Annotated in this window: 12 protein-coding genes; 6 read left to right on the top strand and 6 right to left on the bottom strand. The window is 42.2% G+C overall.

Features of this window, described 5'->3' with window-relative positions; all coding sequences use genetic code 11:
* Window positions 1–35 precede the first annotated feature (35 nt).
* The 3 genes from ABIN91_RS06050 (at window position 36) to ABIN91_RS06040 (ending at window position 4,179) form a co-directional block, all read left to right on the top strand.
* Complete coding sequence (locus ABIN91_RS06050) at window positions 36–1,901, top strand: chloride channel protein (protein ID WP_348049521.1); 1,866 nt, start codon at window positions 36–38, stop codon at window positions 1,899–1,901.
* Window positions 1,902–2,432: 531 nt separating this feature from the next.
* Window positions 2,433–3,602 carry an alginate lyase family protein gene (locus ABIN91_RS06045; RefSeq protein ID WP_348049519.1) on the top strand — a complete coding sequence of 390 codons (1,170 nt, stop codon included), beginning with the start codon at window positions 2,433–2,435 and terminating at the stop codon, window positions 3,600–3,602.
* Window positions 3,603–3,708: 106 nt separating this feature from the next.
* Complete coding sequence (locus ABIN91_RS06040; RefSeq protein WP_348049517.1) at window positions 3,709–4,179, top strand: OsmC family protein; 471 nt, start codon at window positions 3,709–3,711, stop codon at window positions 4,177–4,179.
* 21 nt (window positions 4,180–4,200) lie between these two features.
* On the opposite strand, the gene ABIN91_RS06035 is transcribed toward ABIN91_RS06040, so the two are convergent.
* Complete coding sequence (locus ABIN91_RS06035) at window positions 4,201–4,743, bottom strand: DUF6438 domain-containing protein (RefSeq protein WP_348049515.1); 543 nt, start codon at window positions 4,741–4,743, stop codon at window positions 4,201–4,203.
* Between the two features lie 113 nt (window positions 4,744–4,856).
* On the opposite strand from ABIN91_RS06035, the gene ABIN91_RS06030 reads away from it, so the two are divergent.
* Window positions 4,857–10,652, top strand: a complete 5,796-nt coding sequence (locus ABIN91_RS06030; RefSeq protein WP_348049513.1) for a carboxypeptidase-like regulatory domain-containing protein — start codon at window positions 4,857–4,859, stop codon at window positions 10,650–10,652.
* A 112-nt stretch (window positions 10,653–10,764) separates the two neighbouring features.
* On the opposite strand, the gene ABIN91_RS06025 is transcribed toward ABIN91_RS06030, so the two are convergent.
* Together ABIN91_RS06025 and ABIN91_RS06020 are read right to left on the bottom strand one after the other, a co-directional pair.
* Window positions 10,765–11,631 carry a pirin family protein gene (locus tag ABIN91_RS06025; protein WP_348049511.1) on the bottom strand — a complete coding sequence of 289 codons (867 nt, stop codon included), beginning with the start codon at window positions 11,629–11,631 and terminating at the stop codon, window positions 10,765–10,767.
* Between the two features lie 190 nt (window positions 11,632–11,821).
* Window positions 11,822–13,558, bottom strand: a complete 1,737-nt coding sequence (locus tag ABIN91_RS06020; protein ID WP_348049509.1) for a DUF885 domain-containing protein — start codon at window positions 13,556–13,558, stop codon at window positions 11,822–11,824.
* 150 nt (window positions 13,559–13,708) lie between these two features.
* On the opposite strand from ABIN91_RS06020, the gene ABIN91_RS06015 reads away from it, so the two are divergent.
* On the top strand, window positions 13,709–14,194 hold the full coding sequence (locus ABIN91_RS06015) for a DinB family protein (RefSeq protein ID WP_348049507.1): 486 nt from the start codon (window positions 13,709–13,711) through the stop codon (window positions 14,192–14,194).
* 126 nt (window positions 14,195–14,320) lie between these two features.
* On the opposite strand, the gene ABIN91_RS06010 is transcribed toward ABIN91_RS06015, so the two are convergent.
* Window positions 14,321–15,649, bottom strand: coding sequence for an alpha/beta fold hydrolase (locus ABIN91_RS06010; protein ID WP_348049505.1), 1,329 nt, complete (start codon window positions 15,647–15,649; stop codon window positions 14,321–14,323).
* Between the two features lie 132 nt (window positions 15,650–15,781).
* On the opposite strand from ABIN91_RS06010, the gene ABIN91_RS06005 reads away from it, so the two are divergent.
* Window positions 15,782–16,192: a hypothetical protein gene (locus ABIN91_RS06005; RefSeq protein WP_348049503.1), complete on the top strand. Its 411-nt coding sequence runs from the start codon at window positions 15,782–15,784 to the stop codon at window positions 16,190–16,192.
* A gap of 116 nt (window positions 16,193–16,308) precedes the next feature.
* On the opposite strand, the gene ABIN91_RS06000 is transcribed toward ABIN91_RS06005, so the two are convergent.
* On the bottom strand, window positions 16,309–18,012 hold the full coding sequence (locus tag ABIN91_RS06000) for a M3 family oligoendopeptidase (RefSeq protein WP_348049501.1): 1,704 nt from the start codon (window positions 18,010–18,012) through the stop codon (window positions 16,309–16,311).
* Window positions 18,013–18,181: 169 nt separating this feature from the next.
* Window positions 18,182–19,105 (bottom strand): NAD-dependent epimerase/dehydratase family protein, encoded by a 924-nt coding sequence (locus ABIN91_RS05995; RefSeq protein ID WP_348049499.1) that lies wholly within the window; start codon window positions 19,103–19,105, stop codon window positions 18,182–18,184.
* Window positions 19,106–19,178 lie beyond the last annotated feature (73 nt).

Raw genomic sequence — 19,178 nt, 5'->3', positions numbered from 1 at the left:
AAAAATTATCGTAGGCTGTTGCTTACCAACCCCACATGAAAAAAATGAACGCTCAAAAAGGCATCCCCATTTCGCCCTTATTATCATCAATGGAGAATGCCGTCGAAAAATCAAAAACTAACTTTATAGCTAAAAAACGCCTTTTACAGGTATCTGGTTTATCAATAGCTGTGGCCGTGGCTATTAGTTTAATAGCTAAATTTTTAATTACCCTCATTAATGTAGTAACCAATATTGCATTTTATGGAACCTTTGATCCTGCTTTTCACAGCCCGGCAAATAACCATTTAGGCTTGTGGGTGATGGTGATACCGGCAATAGGCGGTATTTTAGTTGGCTTTATGGCCTTATATGGCTCAAAGGCTATCCGCGGGCATGGTATACCCGAGGCTATGGAGCAAATACTTACTAACCAAAGTAAAATAAAACCTTCTATCACTTTTTTAAAACCAGTATCATCGGCCATAGCCATAGGTACCGGTGGGCCGTTTGGCGCCGAAGGACCGATCATCGCAACGGGTGGTGCGTTGGGGTCAACCCTGGGGCAACTATTTAAGATCACATCAAACGAACGGAAAATAATTTTGGCAGCGGGTGCTACGGCAGGTATGTCGGCTATTTTTGGAACACCCATTGCGGCAGTATTTTTAGCTATCGAATTATTGCTTTTTGAGTTTTCGCCGCGTGCCATACTTCCGGTTGCGCTGGCCTGTATTACCGGGGCGGCCGGGCATCATTTGTTGTTCGAGGCCGGGCCGGTATTCCCTATGCCTAATTTGGAAATACCTACAAACGGTGCCCTGGCCATTTATAGTGGTATAGGTTTAGTTGTGGGCTTCGTATCGTTAGGCATCACTAAAATTGTTTACTATATTGAAGATGCGTTTGAAAAGCTCCCCATACATTGGATGTGGTGGCCAGCTCTTGGCGGTTTAGCAGTTGGTGTTATCGGTTACTTTGCACCGCATACTTTAGGTGTTGGGTATGATAATATTATCAGTGTACTATCCGGATCTGTAGCTATTGTTCTGATATTAAGGTTGTTCTTTTTCAAGTTCTTATCATGGGCAATTGCTTTGGGTAGCGGTACATCAGGCGGAACGCTGGCCCCGCTTTTAACTATTGGCGGTGCAGGTGGCGCGCTATTAGGTGCAGGTGTTTTGTATATGTTCCCTAACTCGGGCATTAGTATACCTATGGCGGCTTTGATTGGTATGTCGTCTATGTTTACAGGTGCGTCGCGGGCTTATTTAACAAGCATTATTTTCGCGCTCGAGTCAACCGGTCAGTTTAATGCTTTGCTGCCTTTGCTGGGCGCTTGCACGGCATCGTATCTGGTATCGTTCTTTTTAATGGAAAATACCATCATGACAGAAAAGATAGCCCGTCGTGGTGTAGCCACCCCAGATTCGTACGAACCTGACCTGTTGGCAAAACTTACCGTTAGTGAGGTTATCAGTCAGGATGGTGAGATACTGAACCCTGAAAGCACGATAGAAGATATTAGGAATTGGATAGCCGCCAATAAGAATACCGAAGAGTATTTTATTGTGGCCGATAAAGAAGGCGATTATAATGGAATAGTTAAGCTAACTGATATTTACAAACATGATACAGATATCAAAGCCTCGATAAAAACGATAGTTCAGCCCTCGTCGCTATATGTAAAGGGTGACGATAGTTTACGGAATGCCGTCGAAATTATATCGGCAGAAGCCATTGAGGCTTTACCCGTGTTGGATGATAATAAAATTATTGGGTTATTGAGTTACAAAGATATTGTTAAGGCTTATCATCTATATCATGATGAGAACGACCGTGTAAACGTACATATATCGTTAAAACGACAACGGTTAAAAGTTTTGATCAAAGGTAAAGGTATGTTTAAATCAAAAGCATAAGGATAATCCGTTTACTCGGAATTCTGAGTTACTTATACAGATATCCATCAACAAAAAAGAATAACCCATTGAAATTTATTATGCTGTATTTCAGCATAATAATGTTAGCCAACCGTATTAAATGCGGTTGGCTTTCTGCTTTGTAAAGGCTGTAACATTAGGTTTTGTTGCGCTCAAAGCGTAACGGGTATATTACATTTATCCAAAACGGGAAACAGGCGTATAGCAAAAAAAAAGTTTTAAATAATTTATCCCTCACTACAAGGTGTCAATGCTTTTTTGCTGGAATTTTAATTGCGGTTTAAGCGTATTGATTTTGTTATATATGATTAACAATCAGTTATTTATAAAATATTATATAGGTTTGCCTCTGAGTATTTCAGTATTCGCAAACCAATTATTTTTTTGTAAGCCCGTTTATCCCCCCGTAAAAGGCAAAGCATTTTTTTGAAATTAATTAACGGCAAAGGTTTGTTGCGTAAGCGCGTGCTGCAATAATTATTAACCAAAATTAACCCAAAATCCTATTTTATGAGATCAAACAGATTTTCTTACCTGGCTACCGCTGCCGCCGTAATTCTGACGGCTACTTTACTAGTAAAATGTACAAAAAAGGAAACCCCGGCTATAGCCAAAACAACAACCGACTCGCCAACGTTCCCAAACAGTTTTAATAGGCTATCCGTAAGCACCTTTGTGCACCCGGGAGTGATCAACACTAAAGCCACGCTTGATTTTATAGCTGGCGAAGCCAATAACACATCTACAGCACGTTATAACGATTACAATAATACTGTGCTCGATTATATCAACAATCACCCCATGCCAACTTCGTACCCGGCCACTATCCATGTTGAGGGCGGTACCACTACTCCCGATGAAAAACGCTTTAAAGGTGATGGTTTGTTAGCTTACGCGATAGCCTTGCGATGGGCCAAAACCGGTACTGCCAGCTATGCCACGCAGGTTAAGCAAATTTTAGATGGTTGGAGCACACACTTTACGAATATTACCAATAACTCCGGTACATCGTTCAGTCAAACCTATTTAGAGGCATCATGGGCGGCGCCAAACTTTGCGGCTGCTGCCGAAATTATCAAATGGTACGTACCTGCCAATGGTGTAGGTGGTGGCTGGACTGCTACCGAAAACACCAACTTTACCAACTTTTTAAATAACCTGAAGAACAATTACATTAATAATGTTACCGGTATGGGTTATCACAACAATTGGGATATATCTGCCGGTTATGCAAAAATGGCTATTGGGGTATTTGAAGATAGCCCGGCGGTTTATAGTGCCGGCGAAGATATCATCACATCAACCATCCCATCGGTAATCGCATCAGATGGTACTGATGTTGAATTGTGCGACCGTAACGATTGCCACCATTTTCAATATAGCTTAACGGGTATCAGCTACGCGGCAACCATATCGGCCATACAGGGCGATAATATTATTTACGGTGCCAACGGTAGCCGTTTAAGCGCCGGTTACGATTATATGCGCGCGGCTTACAATAATCAAAAATGTATACCATGCTCGGGCCAATACGTTTATCCAGGTGTTGAGATTGCCCGCAGGCATTACCAAACCGCCAACTTAACCAGCTTAAGGGCAATTGGTGCGCCGTACGAAATACCAAGCGATATTACCTTTTTAGGCTTTACCACCTACACGCACTATAATGTACCGTTATAGTAAATTGGTTTATTAAGAATGCTTGTCGCGATGGTTAATCGCGACAGGCTATTTTATTTTGCTTTCTATCGGGATAACCTGAAATTAGTGCAATAAATATCTCACAATGAAAGAGCACCACTACTTAACCAATATCACCTGGACGGGAAACACCGGTGAAGGCACCAAAACACCCCGAAGCTACGAGCGCGATCATACCATACAGGTTGAAGGTAAGCCCGCGATACCGGGCACGTCCGAGGTATCTATGCTGGGAAACAAGGTAAGGTATAATCCCGAAGAGCTATTGCTTGCAGCCTTATCTGCCTGCCATATGTTGGTTTATTTGTACTTGTGCTCGCAAAATAAAATTGTGGTTACCGCGTATATTGACAAGGCCACCGGAACTATGCAAGATACTCCCGATGGTGGCGGCCATTTTACCGAAGCCATATTGAAACCCGAGATCACGATTAATGGAGAGGTCGAGAGATTACTGTTGCAGCAACTGCATCAGGACGCTAACAAGCAGTGTTATATTGCCAACTCGTGTAATTTCCCGGTAAGGCATGAGCCGGTTTATTTTTTTGAGGGGTAAAATCTAAGCCTGGTTAATTTCCTATTGCTTGGGTGGGTAGCGTACATCCGAAACTTTTACCGTATCGCCACTTTCAATATTAAACTTTGAGCTTGCTCTTTGTAAATTATTTTGTTCACATATTCCCTGTAATAAGCTAATTAAGTTATTAGCCGCTTTGGGCGGAAACATTGAGCGTAAAAACTTGCGCTTACCATCGTGATAAATAATAATTGTTTTTAAAGCTCCGTCGCAACAGGTAATATTTCTAAACTTTACAGTATCAATACCTAATGTTGTAACTGCATTTTGCAATTTGGTAAAAGTTGTATCAGCTATTTTCCCGGTAAAATAACCTATTTTGGTTGAATCGCCACTGTTATCAATAGCATTTCTGTGTGCCATTTCCGAGTAAAGCTTCAGGATTTTATTGCTATCAACTTCCAAATGATAAACAGGGCACCAGCCATAGCATTCCGATGTATGGTATATGATTTTAGCAAAGGGTGCTTTCGCACTTTTTTGTTTACAGCCTATAAGGTAACAAAATATAAAAAACAGGATACTGATTCGCTTTATTACCATAGTTTAAAGCTATCATAATTAGTTTATATCCTGATTAACTTCCGTATCAAATATTTTTTAATAAAAATTTATGGAATATGTTATACACCTACATCCTTGCATAAATTATAACCATGAAGAACCTTTACTTATCGCTCTTATTACTTTTTATCGCAGGTGTTGGTATGGGCCAAAAGCCGTTGAGCAATAGTCGCATCAGCGGTTATTATACCTACTTTTTCCCCGTTGAGGATGCCGATGTAGAGCATCTGTACGGCGCCAAAAAGTTTTTGTTAGACGATAAGATTTTATCCAGGGCAATAGATTCTGTACTCACCACTAAATTTAAAACCCCTTATTTAAAACCTGGTAATTACCTGCAGGTTTACGCTACAGAAAATAAGTTGGAATACAAACTGATTGAAAACCACACCGCCTTATTAAAAGTGCTTGATAATAAAAAAGACCTGCGCTTTATATTGCTGGATACCACCGGAAAAGAAATAAAAAATGCCGAAGTATGGCTCAAAAACAAGAAGATAGACTTTGATGCCGATGCTCAGATGTACAAATACAGGCACATTGATATTGCTGATAACACGCTGCTTAAAGTTAAATACGCCGGTGTAATCAATTATTTCCCTTTATCGGAGAAAAAGCAGTACAGATACCATATGCCTTTTTGGCGAAACCTAATTTATAATACCCCGGTTAAGTATGCCTGGATGCCCATCCGTAATTTGTTCAGGCGTAATAAGTACAGGTCGAACGGGTCTCAGTTTTATACGGGTTATATGGCGTTTAACAAGCCCATGTATAAACCCGGCGATACGGTTAAATTTAAGGCTTACATATTTAGCCGTAAAACTAAAGATCCGGTTAAGCAAAAAGCTCTGTTGGTTAAATTGAATACGTTTTATAATGGTAATGGCGAAAAAACCATCAGCAAGCTTGCCAGCTATCGCGATGGCGCTTTCGAGAGCTGGTTTGTTTTGAACGATAGCCTGAAACTTAAGCTGGATCAAAGTTACTCGCTGAGCCTTGAGGACCCCAAGATAAACCGTGACGGTCATAATGATGTGCTTGTTACAGGTAATTTTAGGTACGAGGATTATGAACTTAAAGCCCTTAAGTTTTCCGTTAGGGCAGATAAGGAAGAGCATTCGCCCGGTAACCCGGTTGCTCTATATTTTAAAGCTACCGACGAAAACGACCTGCCCGTTGCCGATGGCCGTGTTGAGTTAACGCTATTAACTCAAAATGTAGACTACTACAAAAATGAACATGTTTTTGTGCCCGACACCCTTTGGAAGCATAAGCTGAACCTTGACCCGGTTGGCGAAACCAAACTGGAAATACCGGATTCTATCTTCGCGAAAGCGGATATTAAATACCGGGTTGAGAGCATTTTTCTAAATAGCAATAACGAAATGCAATCCCGGTTAACCAACTTGAAGTATGTTAACGAGAAGTATAAACTGATTACCGAGCTTGATCAGGATACGTTGCACATCAGCTATCGTGTGAACGGAAAAGAAACAACCGGAACAGCTTCGATAACCCCTGTAAATAAGGATAAGGATGATATGGCCGTCATCAAGGTTAACCTGCCTGCCAAATTTGCAATTAATACCGCCATACCCGAGTATGATATTGAAACCGACAGTACCAGCACCAATGTACAGCTCGAAGATTTTAAGGCAGATATTTCATCATCAGCTTACCGCAACGCCGATTCTGTTTTTATTAAGGTAAACAATCCAAGGCATGTGCCGTTTTGGTATACCGTTTTTAACGGCAACAAAATTATGGATAGCGGCAAGGGTAGCGAGTTGTATTACAAAAAAGAATTTCATGGTAAGGGTAACCTGTTCTTTTTGCTCAATTGGGTTTGGGGCGGTGTGCCCCAGAGCGATGAGGTAGCCATTGTGTATCGCGATAAGCTGTTGGATATTAGCGTGAAGCAACCTGTGGCAGTTTACCCCGGTCAGCAGGTTGAAATGGAAATTAATGTGAAGGATGCACAAGGCAAACCCATACCTAATGCCGATTTAACAGCCTACTCGGCTACAAGCAAGTTTCAAAATTACCGTACACCAAGCATCCCGTATTTTGGCAAGCTCTATCCCGGAAGGAAGCTAAAAAGAGCCTTCGGTTTAGAAGATGGAGGCCAAAACGGCAGTTTTATATTGAACTGGGATAGGTGGGGCCACCAAATGGGTTTGGATAGCATTACCTATTTTAAATTTACACATCCGCATGATATTTACCGGATAGAAGAATTCGCGCCAGATTCGGTAACTCAGATAGCGCCTTTTGTGATGAGCAAGGGCAATATACTGCCCATTTATATACTGTATATTGATAGCCGCCCCGTTTATTTTAACCAGGCCGAGCAGTTGCAGCGTTACAGCTTTAAAGTGCAGCCCGGCCAGCACACCTTGCGCATGCGTACTTTGTTGCAAGAGATTGTGTACCGGGATGTATGGGTAGCCAAAGGTAAAAAGCTGATATTAAGCATTAATGCCGATACTGCCTTGAATAAAAAAGTAAGCTTTACCAAAGTGCCCGATACCCTAAGCGAATACGAAGCCGGGCAACTCAATAAATACATGACCCGCATTGTTAATAATTTCGGTAACAAAATGGCCACACTATCCCGGTTAAACGATATGTTGCTGTTAAACTCAGTCAATAATAATTACAGCCGTGGGGGTAGCATTTTAGCCGGGCCATTACCTTATAACTATGCCGACTTTACCGTTCGCGGCGAAACCGCACGCACTTTTCTGGTTGAGCCTAATTATTCGTTCGAGTTTATGCCGGGGCTTATCAAACAAAAATCTATCAGCGGGCGGTATCCGTTTAATACCAATCTGCTTATTAATTCGCAGGTGCAACAGTATAACCAGTACCCTTTAACTTATCACGAGGTTGATACCCTTTGGCAGCGATACCTTGATGAGCGGAGCAATACCACCCAACTTTTCCCCCGCAATTATATTGGAGAACGGGGTAATGGCAAGCTGTTGATAGGTGTTGATGGTTATTTCGTTAAAAATTGGCCCTATAAAAAGCACCCCCTTATCAAAAACATTATTGTTTATAAATACGATGACCCGGATTATATGCGGGTGTATCCCGGTAATAATACCGATCTGGGTTATCTGCAACCTGGTAATTACCGCCTGTTGTTTTTACTCAAAGGCGATAACTATTACGTGCAAGAGCATATCACCGTTAAGGCCCATGGTATTAATTTTTATAAAATTGATTTTAAAGTTATTCCGCGCGATAGCGTGAGCAGTAAAATTGCAGCCATAGTGAACAGCCGCAATGGTATTTACAATAGCGATACTAACGACAAGGATATACTATCGTTAAAGGAGGCCTTTAATGATACTTACTTAGACAGGGCAACATTTACAGGACAGATGACCGGCCGGATAACCGATAATAGTAAAACTCCCGTAATTGGAGTCACTGTAAAAGTAAAAGGTACCAGCCGTGCAGTTAGCACAGATATACATGGCTATTTTAAAATAGCCGTACCAAATACAGGTAAATTGATGATAGCGTTTATTGGTTTTGAAACGCAGGAGTTACCCATTAAGTCGGGTACATATGTTAACATCGTAATGAAGGAGGCAAGCCATTCGCTCAATGAGGTGGTTGTGGTAGGATATGGCTCCATGATGAAACAAAATATGACGGGTTCTGTAGCCAGCATTTCAAGCGCTTTAATGGGTAAGGTGGCGGGGCTTGATATTCAGATCCGCGGAAGCAACACTTTACCGATAGGGATGCCTCCTTTATATGTAATTGACGGTGTAGTAGCAGAAGGCGGCATGGCCGGGATAGACCCATCGCTTATAGCGGATATGAGTGTATTGAAGAGTGAGGCCGCTACTGCTATTTATGGAGCAAGGGCAGCCAATGGTGTAGTGGTCATTACCACTAAAAAGAAAGCTGCCGGTACTAATTCCACCGATCCGGGCGCCGTAGGGCAACAGCAAACCTTACGTAAAAACTTCTCCGACTATGCTTTCTGGCAGCCTAAACTAAAAACGGATGAACAGGGTAAGGCCAGGTTTACGGTTACCTTTCCGGATGATATTACCAAATGGCGCACCACAGTGATCGGTATCGCCGGAAGGCAAACCGGTTATACGGAGGGGCAAATCAAATCGTTCAAATCGCTGAGTGCTAATTTTGTATCGCCACAGTTCGCCGTAAAGGGCGACGAGATCAACCCCATAGGCAAGGTGATCAATTATACTACAGAAAGCGTGAACGTTAACCGCACCTTTAAATACAATGGGCAGGTGCTTAAGCAAGGTAGTATTAGCGTAAAAAACTCGTTGATTGATACTTTTAATGTTAGTGTAGCCGATGTAGATAGTCTGCATTTTGAATACACCATTAAAAAAGATAACGGCTATTTTGATGGCGAACGCCGCAGCATCCCGGTGTTTGAGCAGGGTGTGCTTGAAACCAAAGGCACCTTTGCCGATCTGGAAAAGGATACCACGTTAACCCTAAAGTTCGATCCGGATTTAGGCAGGGTAACCTTTAGGGCAGAGGCATCGGTACTACCCGTTTTAACTGACGAGATTAAGCGGTTACGTAATTACGAGTACCTGTGTAACGAACAGTTGGCATCTAAACTAAAAGGTTTGCTGGTTGAAAAACGCATCAGGAAATACCTGGGTGAGCCATTTAAATGGGATAAGAATATCATCCAGATCATTAAAAAACTACAGGAGAGCCGCAAAGCCGAGGGTACCTGGGGCTGGTGGAAAGATAGCGACGAAGAAATATGGATCAGTTTGCACGCCATTGAAGCCTTTGTTGAAGCCGGAAAAGAAGGTTATGCGGTGGTTTTGGATAAGCAAAAGCTGATAGATTACCTGGTGTATCGCGTTAACGCCTATACCAGCACCAACAAGCTCGATGCTATTAGTTTACTGATCAAGTTAGGGGGAAAGGCTGATTACGCGCAGCTGATATCCGATTATCAAAAGCAACTCCCTAAAAAGGTAAAATTATCCGCTTACGAAAAAATGCGTTTGATGCTGGTAAAACAACAGGCTGGTTTGCCTATCGAACTGGATAGCCTTACCCAATACAAGCACAGCACCATGTTTGGTAACCTGTACTGGGGCCATAATAGTTATTACTTTTTTGATAACTCGATACAAGAGAGTGTGATGGCTTACCAGATTTATAAAACCGAGGGCCACCACTTAGATGTGCTACCTAAAATACGCAACTACTTTTTAGAGCAGCGCCAGGCCGATGGCTGGCGGAACACTTATGAATCGGCACTAATACTGGAAACCATTTTGCCCGACTTGCTGACTAACAACAAGCCGCCACAGCCATCAACCATTACCCTTAGCGGGGATAAGAGCGAAACGGTGACTGAATTCCCGTACACCACAACGCTTAACGCGACAGCAAAACTAACGGTGAGTAAAAAAGGTGACTTACCCGTATACATAACCGGCTACCAACAGTTTTGGAACAAGCATCCCGAAAAGGTAAGTAAAGATTTTACCGTGAATACCAAGTTTACCAAAAACGGCGATAAAATAACCAAACTAAAAGGCGGCGAACGCGTAACGCTGGAAGCCGAAGTTATCGCTCGGGCCGATGCCGATTTTGTGATGATAGAAATACCCATCCCGGCAGGTTGCTCTTACGAAAGTAAGGACCAAAATTACTGGGGCAACGAGGTGCACCGCGAGTATTTTAAAAACAAAGTGAGCATATTTTGCCGCAAGCTAAAACAGGGTAAGTATAATTTCAGCATCAGGCTAATGCCACGTTATAGCGGCACCTATAACCTTAATCCCGCAAAAGCGGAAATGATGTACTTCCCGGTATTTTATGGGCGTGAGGATATGAAAAAAGTGAGGATAGATTAAACAAAAACTCTGTGGCTCTCTGTGTTTTCACTCTTTGTACTTCTCTGTGGTTAATTTTACCACAGAGAGGTACAGAGTTTTTTCACAGAGAGCCGCGGAGTTTTTGTTTAGCTTACTCCAACACTCCAAACTTACCTGCTCTAAACTCTTCAAAAGCTTCTTCAAGCTCTTTAGAAGTGTTCATTACAAATGGGCCGTATTGGGCAATAGGCTCGTCAATAGGCTCACCGCTTAATAACAGCAATACACTATCTTCGGTAGCTTTAATATTGATCTCTTCTCCTTCGTTTTTGAACAGTACAAAGGCATGTGTGCCAACAGTTTCATCATTAATTATAGCGCTGCCGCTTACCACCAGTACAACGGTATTATGCGTTGCCGGGGTTGCTGTGCTTAGTTCGCCATCTTTATTCAGGCGGATATCGAACATGTTTACCGGGGTAAAAGTAGTAGCTGGTCCGGCGGTGCCGTTTAACTCTCCGGCTATAATGTTCACTAATCCACCGTTGTTTGGCAATTCTACTTTACCCATTTCGGCAGCGGTTATAGGCTGGTATTTAGGCGCGGTTAATTTATCCTTGGCGGGAAGGTTAACCCAAAGCTGTACCATCTCGAAAGGGCCACCTTTTTTAGAAAACTCTTCCTCATGGTATTCTTTGTGCAAAATGCCTGCGCCGGCTGTCATCCATTGTACATCACCGGGGTGAATAATGCCGCTGTTGCCGGTACTATCATGATGTGCTACGCTGCCTTTGTAAGCGATGGTAACGGTTTCAAAACCCTTATGGGGATGCACATCCACACCACGCAAATGGTCGGAGGCGCCAAAATCGTATTCGGCGTTAAAATCGAGCATCAGGAAAGGGCTCACCCGCTTTTGCGGAATAATACCCGGAAAGTAATTGAATACCCTGAAACCATCGCCAACCATACCCGGCCTCGCAGGCCTTTGGAATACTTTTTCTATCTTCTTGTTCATTTGTTTTCCTCTTTTCTTCCTTGCGGTGATGTTGATCCTGCAAAGACATATACAAATGTAAGGCGGATTATTATAGAATTACTTGATGTAGGTTAAGAAATTAAAAGAGCGTAAGCCGTCATTCCTTCTTAAAGTCCACGGTATTCATTACTCGGCAAGGACATAGGTATAAAGCCATGATGTGGAAAATTTACTTCTCCAGCATCAACTCCTTAATATACTTAACTGGTGCGCTGCCATAGCTTAAAAACTTCTCGTTAAACTCTTTCAATTTATATTTGTCGCCCATTTTCTTTTTGTAGGCTTCGCGCAGATCGGTAATCTCTTTGTATCCGGTATAATAACTGGTTAATTGTACACTGGTTACACTCACACGTTTCCATTTACCCTCGGCTTCAGCCTGTTGCTGAAAGGCCTGTTTGGTTAGCATTTTAACAACCTCGTCACGGTTCATGTTGCCGCTGTGTACGCTGTAATCCAAAATAGTATTACATACCGAGCGCAGGTTCCATTTGTACCACATCATCCACATTTCGGGTTCGCCGTTAGCAAAGCCATTATCCAGCATCATTTGTTCGGTGTAAACCGCCCAGCCCTCAATCATGGCCCCATTGCCCAGTATCGATTTAATTAAACTTGGCGATTGGTTAGCATAAACCAATTGGGTATAATGCCCCGGTATAGCCTCGTGGATACATAATATCTGTAGCATGTATTGGTTGTATTCGCGCAGGTAACTTTCGGCTTTCTCCTTCGGCCATCCCGCAAGGCTGCCTACATTGTAATAAGTATTGCCACCCTTATCATAAGGGCCAGGCGAACTGCACGATGCACCGGCCACACCCGCCATATAACCCGGCTCTTTACGAACAATAAGCGGTTTACTTGGATCAATGTACAGCAAGTCCTTCTGCTTAACAAAGGCGGTTAACTGCGGCAATATTTTTTCTATATCCGATTGAAAATTTTCTGGTTTTGAATGTTTAACAGATAGCGTATCTATCATTTTGCCGATAGCTAGTAAAGTATCCGAAGGCATAGCTTTTTTACCAAAGTATTTAGGCCAAAGCTGCTTGCTCAATTTAAACATCTGGCCGTGCAGGTACTTTTTACGCACCATGGCCGAATCATAGATCTGGTTAGCCGTGTAAGCCGATTGGATATCGTACTTAAATTTTTGCGCATACAAGTCCTTACCCAAACGGAAACTACGCGGGGTAGGGTTCTTTAAATCTTTTAGCCATTGTGCAAAGCCATTAATAGCTGCAACCGAAGTTTTAGCCCGCGCCAGCATCTGCTTTTGTTCCGTTGCCGGGATCTTGGTTTTCTTTAACGAGTCGGCAAAGTCTTTTTCAATTACAGATACACCACCCAAATGCTGGTCTATGGCTAAAGTAGTTAATTCAACCACGGGGTTTTTTATCTGCTTTTTAGCTTCCTCATAATAAGCCGGAATGTTTTCCATCTTTTGGTAAAAGCTCTTTAAACGTTTATCCAAAGGCGCGTAATGCTCATTCAAAATAAAAGCGAAATTGCCTATTACATTGTACGATGATGGGTCCCACTGGTAAGCTTTAAGCGTGTCAATTTGCCATAATGATGATTTTAACTGATTCTCTATCAGGTGATAATCTATCTGGTTTAATGGCGGTAATTGCATTAAGTTAAAAGATGCTAATTGGCCTTTCATGTTTTTAATAAAGGCATCCTGTTCGGCACGGTTGGCATCATTAGGGATAACCAATACACTATCATATTTATGGTAGCCAACACTACTTGCCCAATCCGGATTGTGTTTCCATAAGGCATCAATATATTGTTGTTTAAATTTATCGAAAGGCGTATCGCCTTCTTCCGCTGTCGCTCCATCCTTTTTGCAGCCGGTAAAACTTAAAATCAATAACAGGCCGAACAAGTAATTCTTCATCTTTTATGAGTTATTATGTAAGCTAACTTAACTATTAATTGTGATTTATTAAAACGATGACTTTTGTATTTAAAATTAAAATCGCCGTAACTAAATAGCCGTAATTCTGTTGTAAACTTGAGCTATCATCCCCAACAAGAAATAATAATTATGGAAAGCACCGATAAAGCAACCCGCAAGCATTTAGTTGATTTTATAACCGGCGGCAACGCCCATGCCACTTTAAATGATGCCCTTAAAAATTTACCCCCAAGCTTGCGCGGTGCAGTGCCTGTTGGCTTGCCCTACAGTATTTGGCAACTGGCAGAGCATATCCGGATAGTGATATGGGATATCCTGGAGTTTACCAAAGATCAAACCCATAAATCGCCAAAATGGCCCGATGAATACTGGCCCAAACAAGCCGAACCCAAAAGCAGCGAAGAATGGGATAAAACCATAGCCCAGATTAAAAAAGATACAGCTGAGTTTCTGGATATTTTAAATGATCCCAATAGTAACCTCTACGAACCACTACCTAAAGGTGATGGCCAAACACTATTGCGCGAAGCCATTTTGATAGGAGATCATAACGCTTACCACACGGCGGAGATCATTGTGATCAGACGGTTATTAGGAGCTTGGAAGAAGGCGTAATATAACAAATGTCATTTCGAACGAGGTACGAGAGAGAAATCTTCTGCATCATTCTTTGCATGTGATAGGAGTTCAGCAGACTTGTCGCGCGAAAAAGATTTCTCCTATCGTCGAAATGACAATTACCTACTTCAGCCCCTTAATAAAATCAACAACAGCCGTCATAAACTCAGGCTTTAAAGGCAGGGTAGGATCGCCATAGGTAGCCATATTTTTCTCTTTATCAGCCGGGGCCGCTTTTAAAATATGGTTCATGCCATCTATTATCTTTAGCACCGCTTCTGATTTTGCCTTTTTTAATTTCTCGGCATCGCCTACACTAACTTGAAGGTCGGTAGTGCCTTGTACTATTAAAAAGCTGGTCTTTATTTTTTTGATCACACGGGCAGGGTCATAAGGTATCCAGGTCATCAAATAGTTTTGTAATGATGGCCGCGCGATAAAGTATAACGACGGATCAACCCGCGGTGTGGTTTTGCCTTTTTTCAAACTGTCTATAATGTTTTTAAATTCATCAACTACGGCAGGGGGTTGGGTTTTGCCCATTTGCTCTATTAATATCTGATCAGCCGGTCTGCCTGCACCCGCTACAGATATCAACCCGTTTATAGGCTCGCCATAAGCGGTTATCATTCCTACCAATGAGCCTTCACTATGGCCAAGTATTATAAATTTCGAAAACCGTTTATCATCCTTTAGCGTCAGCATCATTGCCGATGCATCATCAACATAATCTGTAAATTTAGTATCAGTTTCTTTTTGCGATGTAACGCTTTTACCGCTGCCGCGCTTATCATAACGTAAACAAGCTATGCCCGCTTTACCTAAGCCTTCGGCTATGTATTTATATGTATTGCCGTTTAAGCCCTGGGTACTATTGCCATTTCTATCCACCGGACCCGACGCTGCTATAATTAAAACCACAGGTATTTTGCCCGATACCTCCTTAGGCATACTCAGCGTACCGGATAAAGTTCCGGCCAGGGTTTTTAAACTAAGCTCGGTTTCTGTTATTGATGCATCAACAGCAGCAGTAACTACAGGTTTAGCATCTGCAATTGCAGGTTTCTCGGTAACAGCGGCCGGTGCCTGATAAGGCTTGAAATATAAACCGCTGATCTGTTTCTGACTGTTCACGGCTAAAACTATAGTCAAAGCGTCATTCTGAAATTCGCCTTTGTAATTGGCCGCTCCACCCACATATTGCGCGAAGGTGGTTTGCTTTAATGGCCCTAACTGGCCTTTCATCTGGCTAAACAATACTCCAACTTTATCTGCCGGCAAAGCCGACTGCATAATGGGGTCAAATATCTTATACAAGCTATCCGACTGATTATTATTATAGTACCGTATTAATTTGGCAATGGTAATTTTATCTGCTGGTTGCTCTGTTTCGGCAAAAGTATAGGTCGCGATAAGCAATAAAGCCAAACAAAGTGTTAATGATCTGATCATGTATGACGAAGGATTATAATGGCAAAAATAACAAATTTATTGTGCTTAATTGCGGCGTTAAAATTGATTAATTATCAGCGTATTAAACCTATGCCATTTTTTCAACTCTTACTTATAAAAATTATGAAAGCGATGAAAAAACTCATGTTAGCATTATTCCTGATCACAGGGATAACAGCCTTTGCCAAGGCACAAGATACCACAAGGGTAAAAAAAACACCCGAAGAACGCGCCGCGCAAATGACCAAACTGATGCAGAAAAAACTTAACCTAACTGCCGATCAAACCACAAAAATAAGCGCGATACTTGCTGAACGCGCCATTCAAATGGATGAGCCAAAAATGAAAGGCGTTAAAGGCGGCCGTTTAGTTAAAATGAAAGCTATGGCTGATGCCGATAAAAAGATAAATGCCGTATTAACACCCGACCAGCAAAAGCAATACGCTGATATGGAAGCTAAGGTTAAAGAAAAGGCACTTGATAGGAGAAAAGTTAAAATGCAGGAAACTACCCCTGTTGCCCCGCCAGTACCGGCGCAGTAAAAAACTGTGTCATTGCGAGGTACGAAGCAATCGCGAACTATACAGGGCGAATGCATTGCTGCTTTGCCTCCGTGCGATTGCTTCGTACCTCGCAATGACAAGTTTACATACTCTATTTACCCAATCTTCTCCATCTCACCCTTTACAAAGGCCGCCAACTCCTTAACATAAGCAGCGCTAAAATCAAACCTGATTCCAGCTGTAGCATATATCTCGGTAATGGTTTTGGTGTAGCCAAGCTTTAGGGCTTCAAGGTATTGTGCTAACCCTTTTTCAGGGTTCTCTTTATAGTTCTTCCAAACAGCAATGGCGCCTAATTGGGCCATACCATATTCAATGTAGTAAAAAGGCACTTCAAAAATGTGCAACTGCTTTTGCCACAGGTTTTGTTTGGCGTTTTCGTTACCTTCCCAATCAACAAACCCTGCCCCAAAGCGGTCGTATATCTGCGTCCAGGCTTCGGTACGCTGCGCGTCGGTATGGTCTGGGTTGGTATATATCCAATGCTGAAACTGATCAACAACGGCTACCCAGGGTAAGGTTTTCAGCACATCAAAAAGCTGATCTTTTTTAGCTCGTTTCAACTCTTCCTCATCCTTAAAGTAAACATCCCAGTTATCCATCGATATCAACTCCATCGACATTGATGCCAACTCAGCAACTTCGCTTGGGCAATGTTTAAAATCATTCAATTCCAAATCGGCGGTTAAAAAAGTATGTACCGCGTGTCCGCCCTCATGAACCATTGTGGTCAGATCCCTAAACGTACCCGCCGAATTCATAAAAATAAATGGCGCGCCTGTTTCTGATAAGGGATAGTTATATCCACCCGGAGCTTTACCTTTGCGGCTCTCCACATCAAACAAACCGTTATCTTTCATTATTTCCAAACGCTCACCCAGGTACCTGCTGATGTTACTAAAACATTGGATCGATTTTTCGATCAGGTCAGTCCCATTAGTAAAAGGTTTTAAAGCGGTTTTGCCCGATGTATCAACCTCGGTATCCCAGGGGCGTAACAAGCGCAGATCCAATGCTCTCTTACGTTTTTCGGCCTGCTCATGCAGGATAGGAACAATTTCTTTTTCTATCGCTTCATGGAAATTATAACAATCCTGTGGCGTATAATCAAAGCGGCCCAATGCCTTAAACATATAATCGCGGAAGTTCTCAAACCCGGCGTTTAAGGCCAGTTGATGGCGTAGGCCACGCAGGTGGTTAAACAACTCGTTCAGCTTTTCGCGATCCTGTAACCGCCTATCGGTTATCTTTTGCCAAACTTCCTGGCGTTTATTGCGGTCAAGGTCTTTCAAAAACACCGAAGCCTGCTCCAAAGTATATTCCTTATCGCCAATCATTACCGACATGGAACCTGTTATCGATTGGTACTTCTGCTGCTCCACCTGTATCTCGGTTTGTATCGGGATATTCTCCTCCCTAAACAATTCCAAAGCGTTCCGTACGCCGCGCAGGTAAATATAAAATTTCTCACCATCCAGCTTTTCGGCATAAGGGTTGGCAACAAATTTTTCGTTCAGTTTGTTATTGTATGGCGCAATTTGCGGTTCAATCTCAGTAGCAAAAAATTGAAAATTTTGCAATAAATCTTCGCTACTGGTATCGCATGTCATGCGGATATACCGCCAGGCAAAATCTTCTTCCAAAGCCGCCTCAATCTCGCTGCGGTCTTGCAGCCATTTCTCTAACTCTTCAACCGAGTTGATCTCACGGATCAGTAATTCATCATAAACAGGTTGTAAAACTTCCCATTTAATTTCAAGTTCGGCAGGTATATATTTTCTTTCTCTTTTGTGGATCATAGCTTATAAAGTACAAATGTATTGATGTGCAAATGTGCAGATGTGCGGAACATTATCAAAGCATAATCCGATAAATATTCTATCCAACTACCATGCCATTACAATGGCTTAACTTGCGGACATAGATTCAATTCCACAAAACCGATACTATCCAAACTAATTCCACAATTTATTTTTTGAACATCGTTTCCGATAAATATTCCACCCCGTTTTTATAGCTGGTTGGTTTAAAGTTGAACGCCTTTTCAAACTTGGCCGAGTCAAAAATGTAATCATGATCATACTGATAATACATCTCAACCGAACCTCGTATAGGTTTGCTGAATATGCCTGCCAATTGCATCATCAATTTATTAACTGTGCTGTATTTGGGTTGTACATTAAAAGCCTGTGCAGCCAGGTTGATAAATTCATTACCGGTTAAGGCTGGTGCAGTTGGCATATGCCATATCTGGTTATCACTATCCGGATTTTGGCCTAACAGGTACATGCCTTTGCCAGCATCAGGTATATAAGTAAAGCTATGTTTGCAGCTGACCTTACCTAGCCATTGAGCCTTTTCGCCATTGGCATATTTGCTAAGTACCATCATATCATAAAAGCTATTGAGCGATTCGGCACCATAAAAATCTGCTCCCCGGGCAATGCTCGCATTCAGGTTTCCGGCTTTGGTTTCATCCATCAAAGTGTTAGCAATATGTGCTCTAACTTCGCCTTTTGCACTGCAAGGGTTATAGGGTGTGTTTTCTGTCATGGCTCCATTTACCAGGCCGTACATATAAACGTTGTCAAAAAATATCAATCGGGCGCCGGTTTGTTTGGCAACATTAATTACGTTTTGCATAATTTTGGGCCATTGTTCTTGCCAAACCTTTTTATCATAAACTAAACCCGCGCAAAGGTATATCACTGCTGATCCTTTTGCGGCTTCCAGTATCTGACTATAGTTGGTCAGGTCGCCTTTAACCCAGGTAGTTTTACCAGTTGTTTGTATAGGCTTTCTGCTAACCAGTCTTACTATTTCGTTATTGTTCTCTAATTCGCGTGCCAATGAGTTACTCACCGGGCCGCCTGCTCCTAATATCGTGTGCATGATTTTTCTATTTTTGTATGATGCTAAGGTACAGTTAGCTATCTACACAAAACGTTAACAAAAGATAAGAAAA

This window comes from Mucilaginibacter sp. (assembly GCF_039921305.1).
GTDB lineage: Bacteria > Bacteroidota > Bacteroidia > Sphingobacteriales > Sphingobacteriaceae > Mucilaginibacter.
Note: the sequence above shows the minus strand (reverse complement) of the source record. Positions and strands in the feature narration are given on the sequence as shown.

Bases quoted from the DNA above. Each gene is read 5' to 3' on its own strand.
- ABIN91_RS06040 (WP_348049517.1), top strand. From the start codon at position 3,709: ATGAAAGAGCACCACTACTTAACCAATATCACCTGGACGGGAAACACC.
- ABIN91_RS06010 (WP_348049505.1), bottom strand. From the start codon at position 15,649: ATGATCAGATCATTAACACTTTGTTTGGCTTTATTGCTTATCGCGACC.
- ABIN91_RS06050 (WP_348049521.1), top strand. From the start codon at position 36: ATGAAAAAAATGAACGCTCAAAAAGGCATCCCCATTTCGCCCTTATTA.
- ABIN91_RS06030 (WP_348049513.1), top strand. From the start codon at position 4,857: ATGAAGAACCTTTACTTATCGCTCTTATTACTTTTTATCGCAGGTGTT.
- ABIN91_RS05995 (WP_348049499.1), bottom strand. From the start codon at position 19,105: ATGCACACGATATTAGGAGCAGGCGGCCCGGTGAGTAACTCATTGGCA.
- ABIN91_RS06005 (WP_348049503.1), top strand. From the start codon at position 15,782: ATGAAAAAACTCATGTTAGCATTATTCCTGATCACAGGGATAACAGCC.
- ABIN91_RS06035 (WP_348049515.1), bottom strand. From the start codon at position 4,743: ATGGTAATAAAGCGAATCAGTATCCTGTTTTTTATATTTTGTTACCTT.
- ABIN91_RS06000 (WP_348049501.1), bottom strand. From the start codon at position 18,012: ATGATCCACAAAAGAGAAAGAAAATATATACCTGCCGAACTTGAAATT.
- ABIN91_RS06020 (WP_348049509.1), bottom strand. From the start codon at position 13,558: ATGAAGAATTACTTGTTCGGCCTGTTATTGATTTTAAGTTTTACCGGC.
- ABIN91_RS06025 (WP_348049511.1), bottom strand. From the start codon at position 11,631: ATGAACAAGAAGATAGAAAAAGTATTCCAAAGGCCTGCGAGGCCGGGT.
- ABIN91_RS06045 (WP_348049519.1), top strand. From the start codon at position 2,433: ATGAGATCAAACAGATTTTCTTACCTGGCTACCGCTGCCGCCGTAATT.
- ABIN91_RS06015 (WP_348049507.1), top strand. From the start codon at position 13,709: ATGGAAAGCACCGATAAAGCAACCCGCAAGCATTTAGTTGATTTTATA.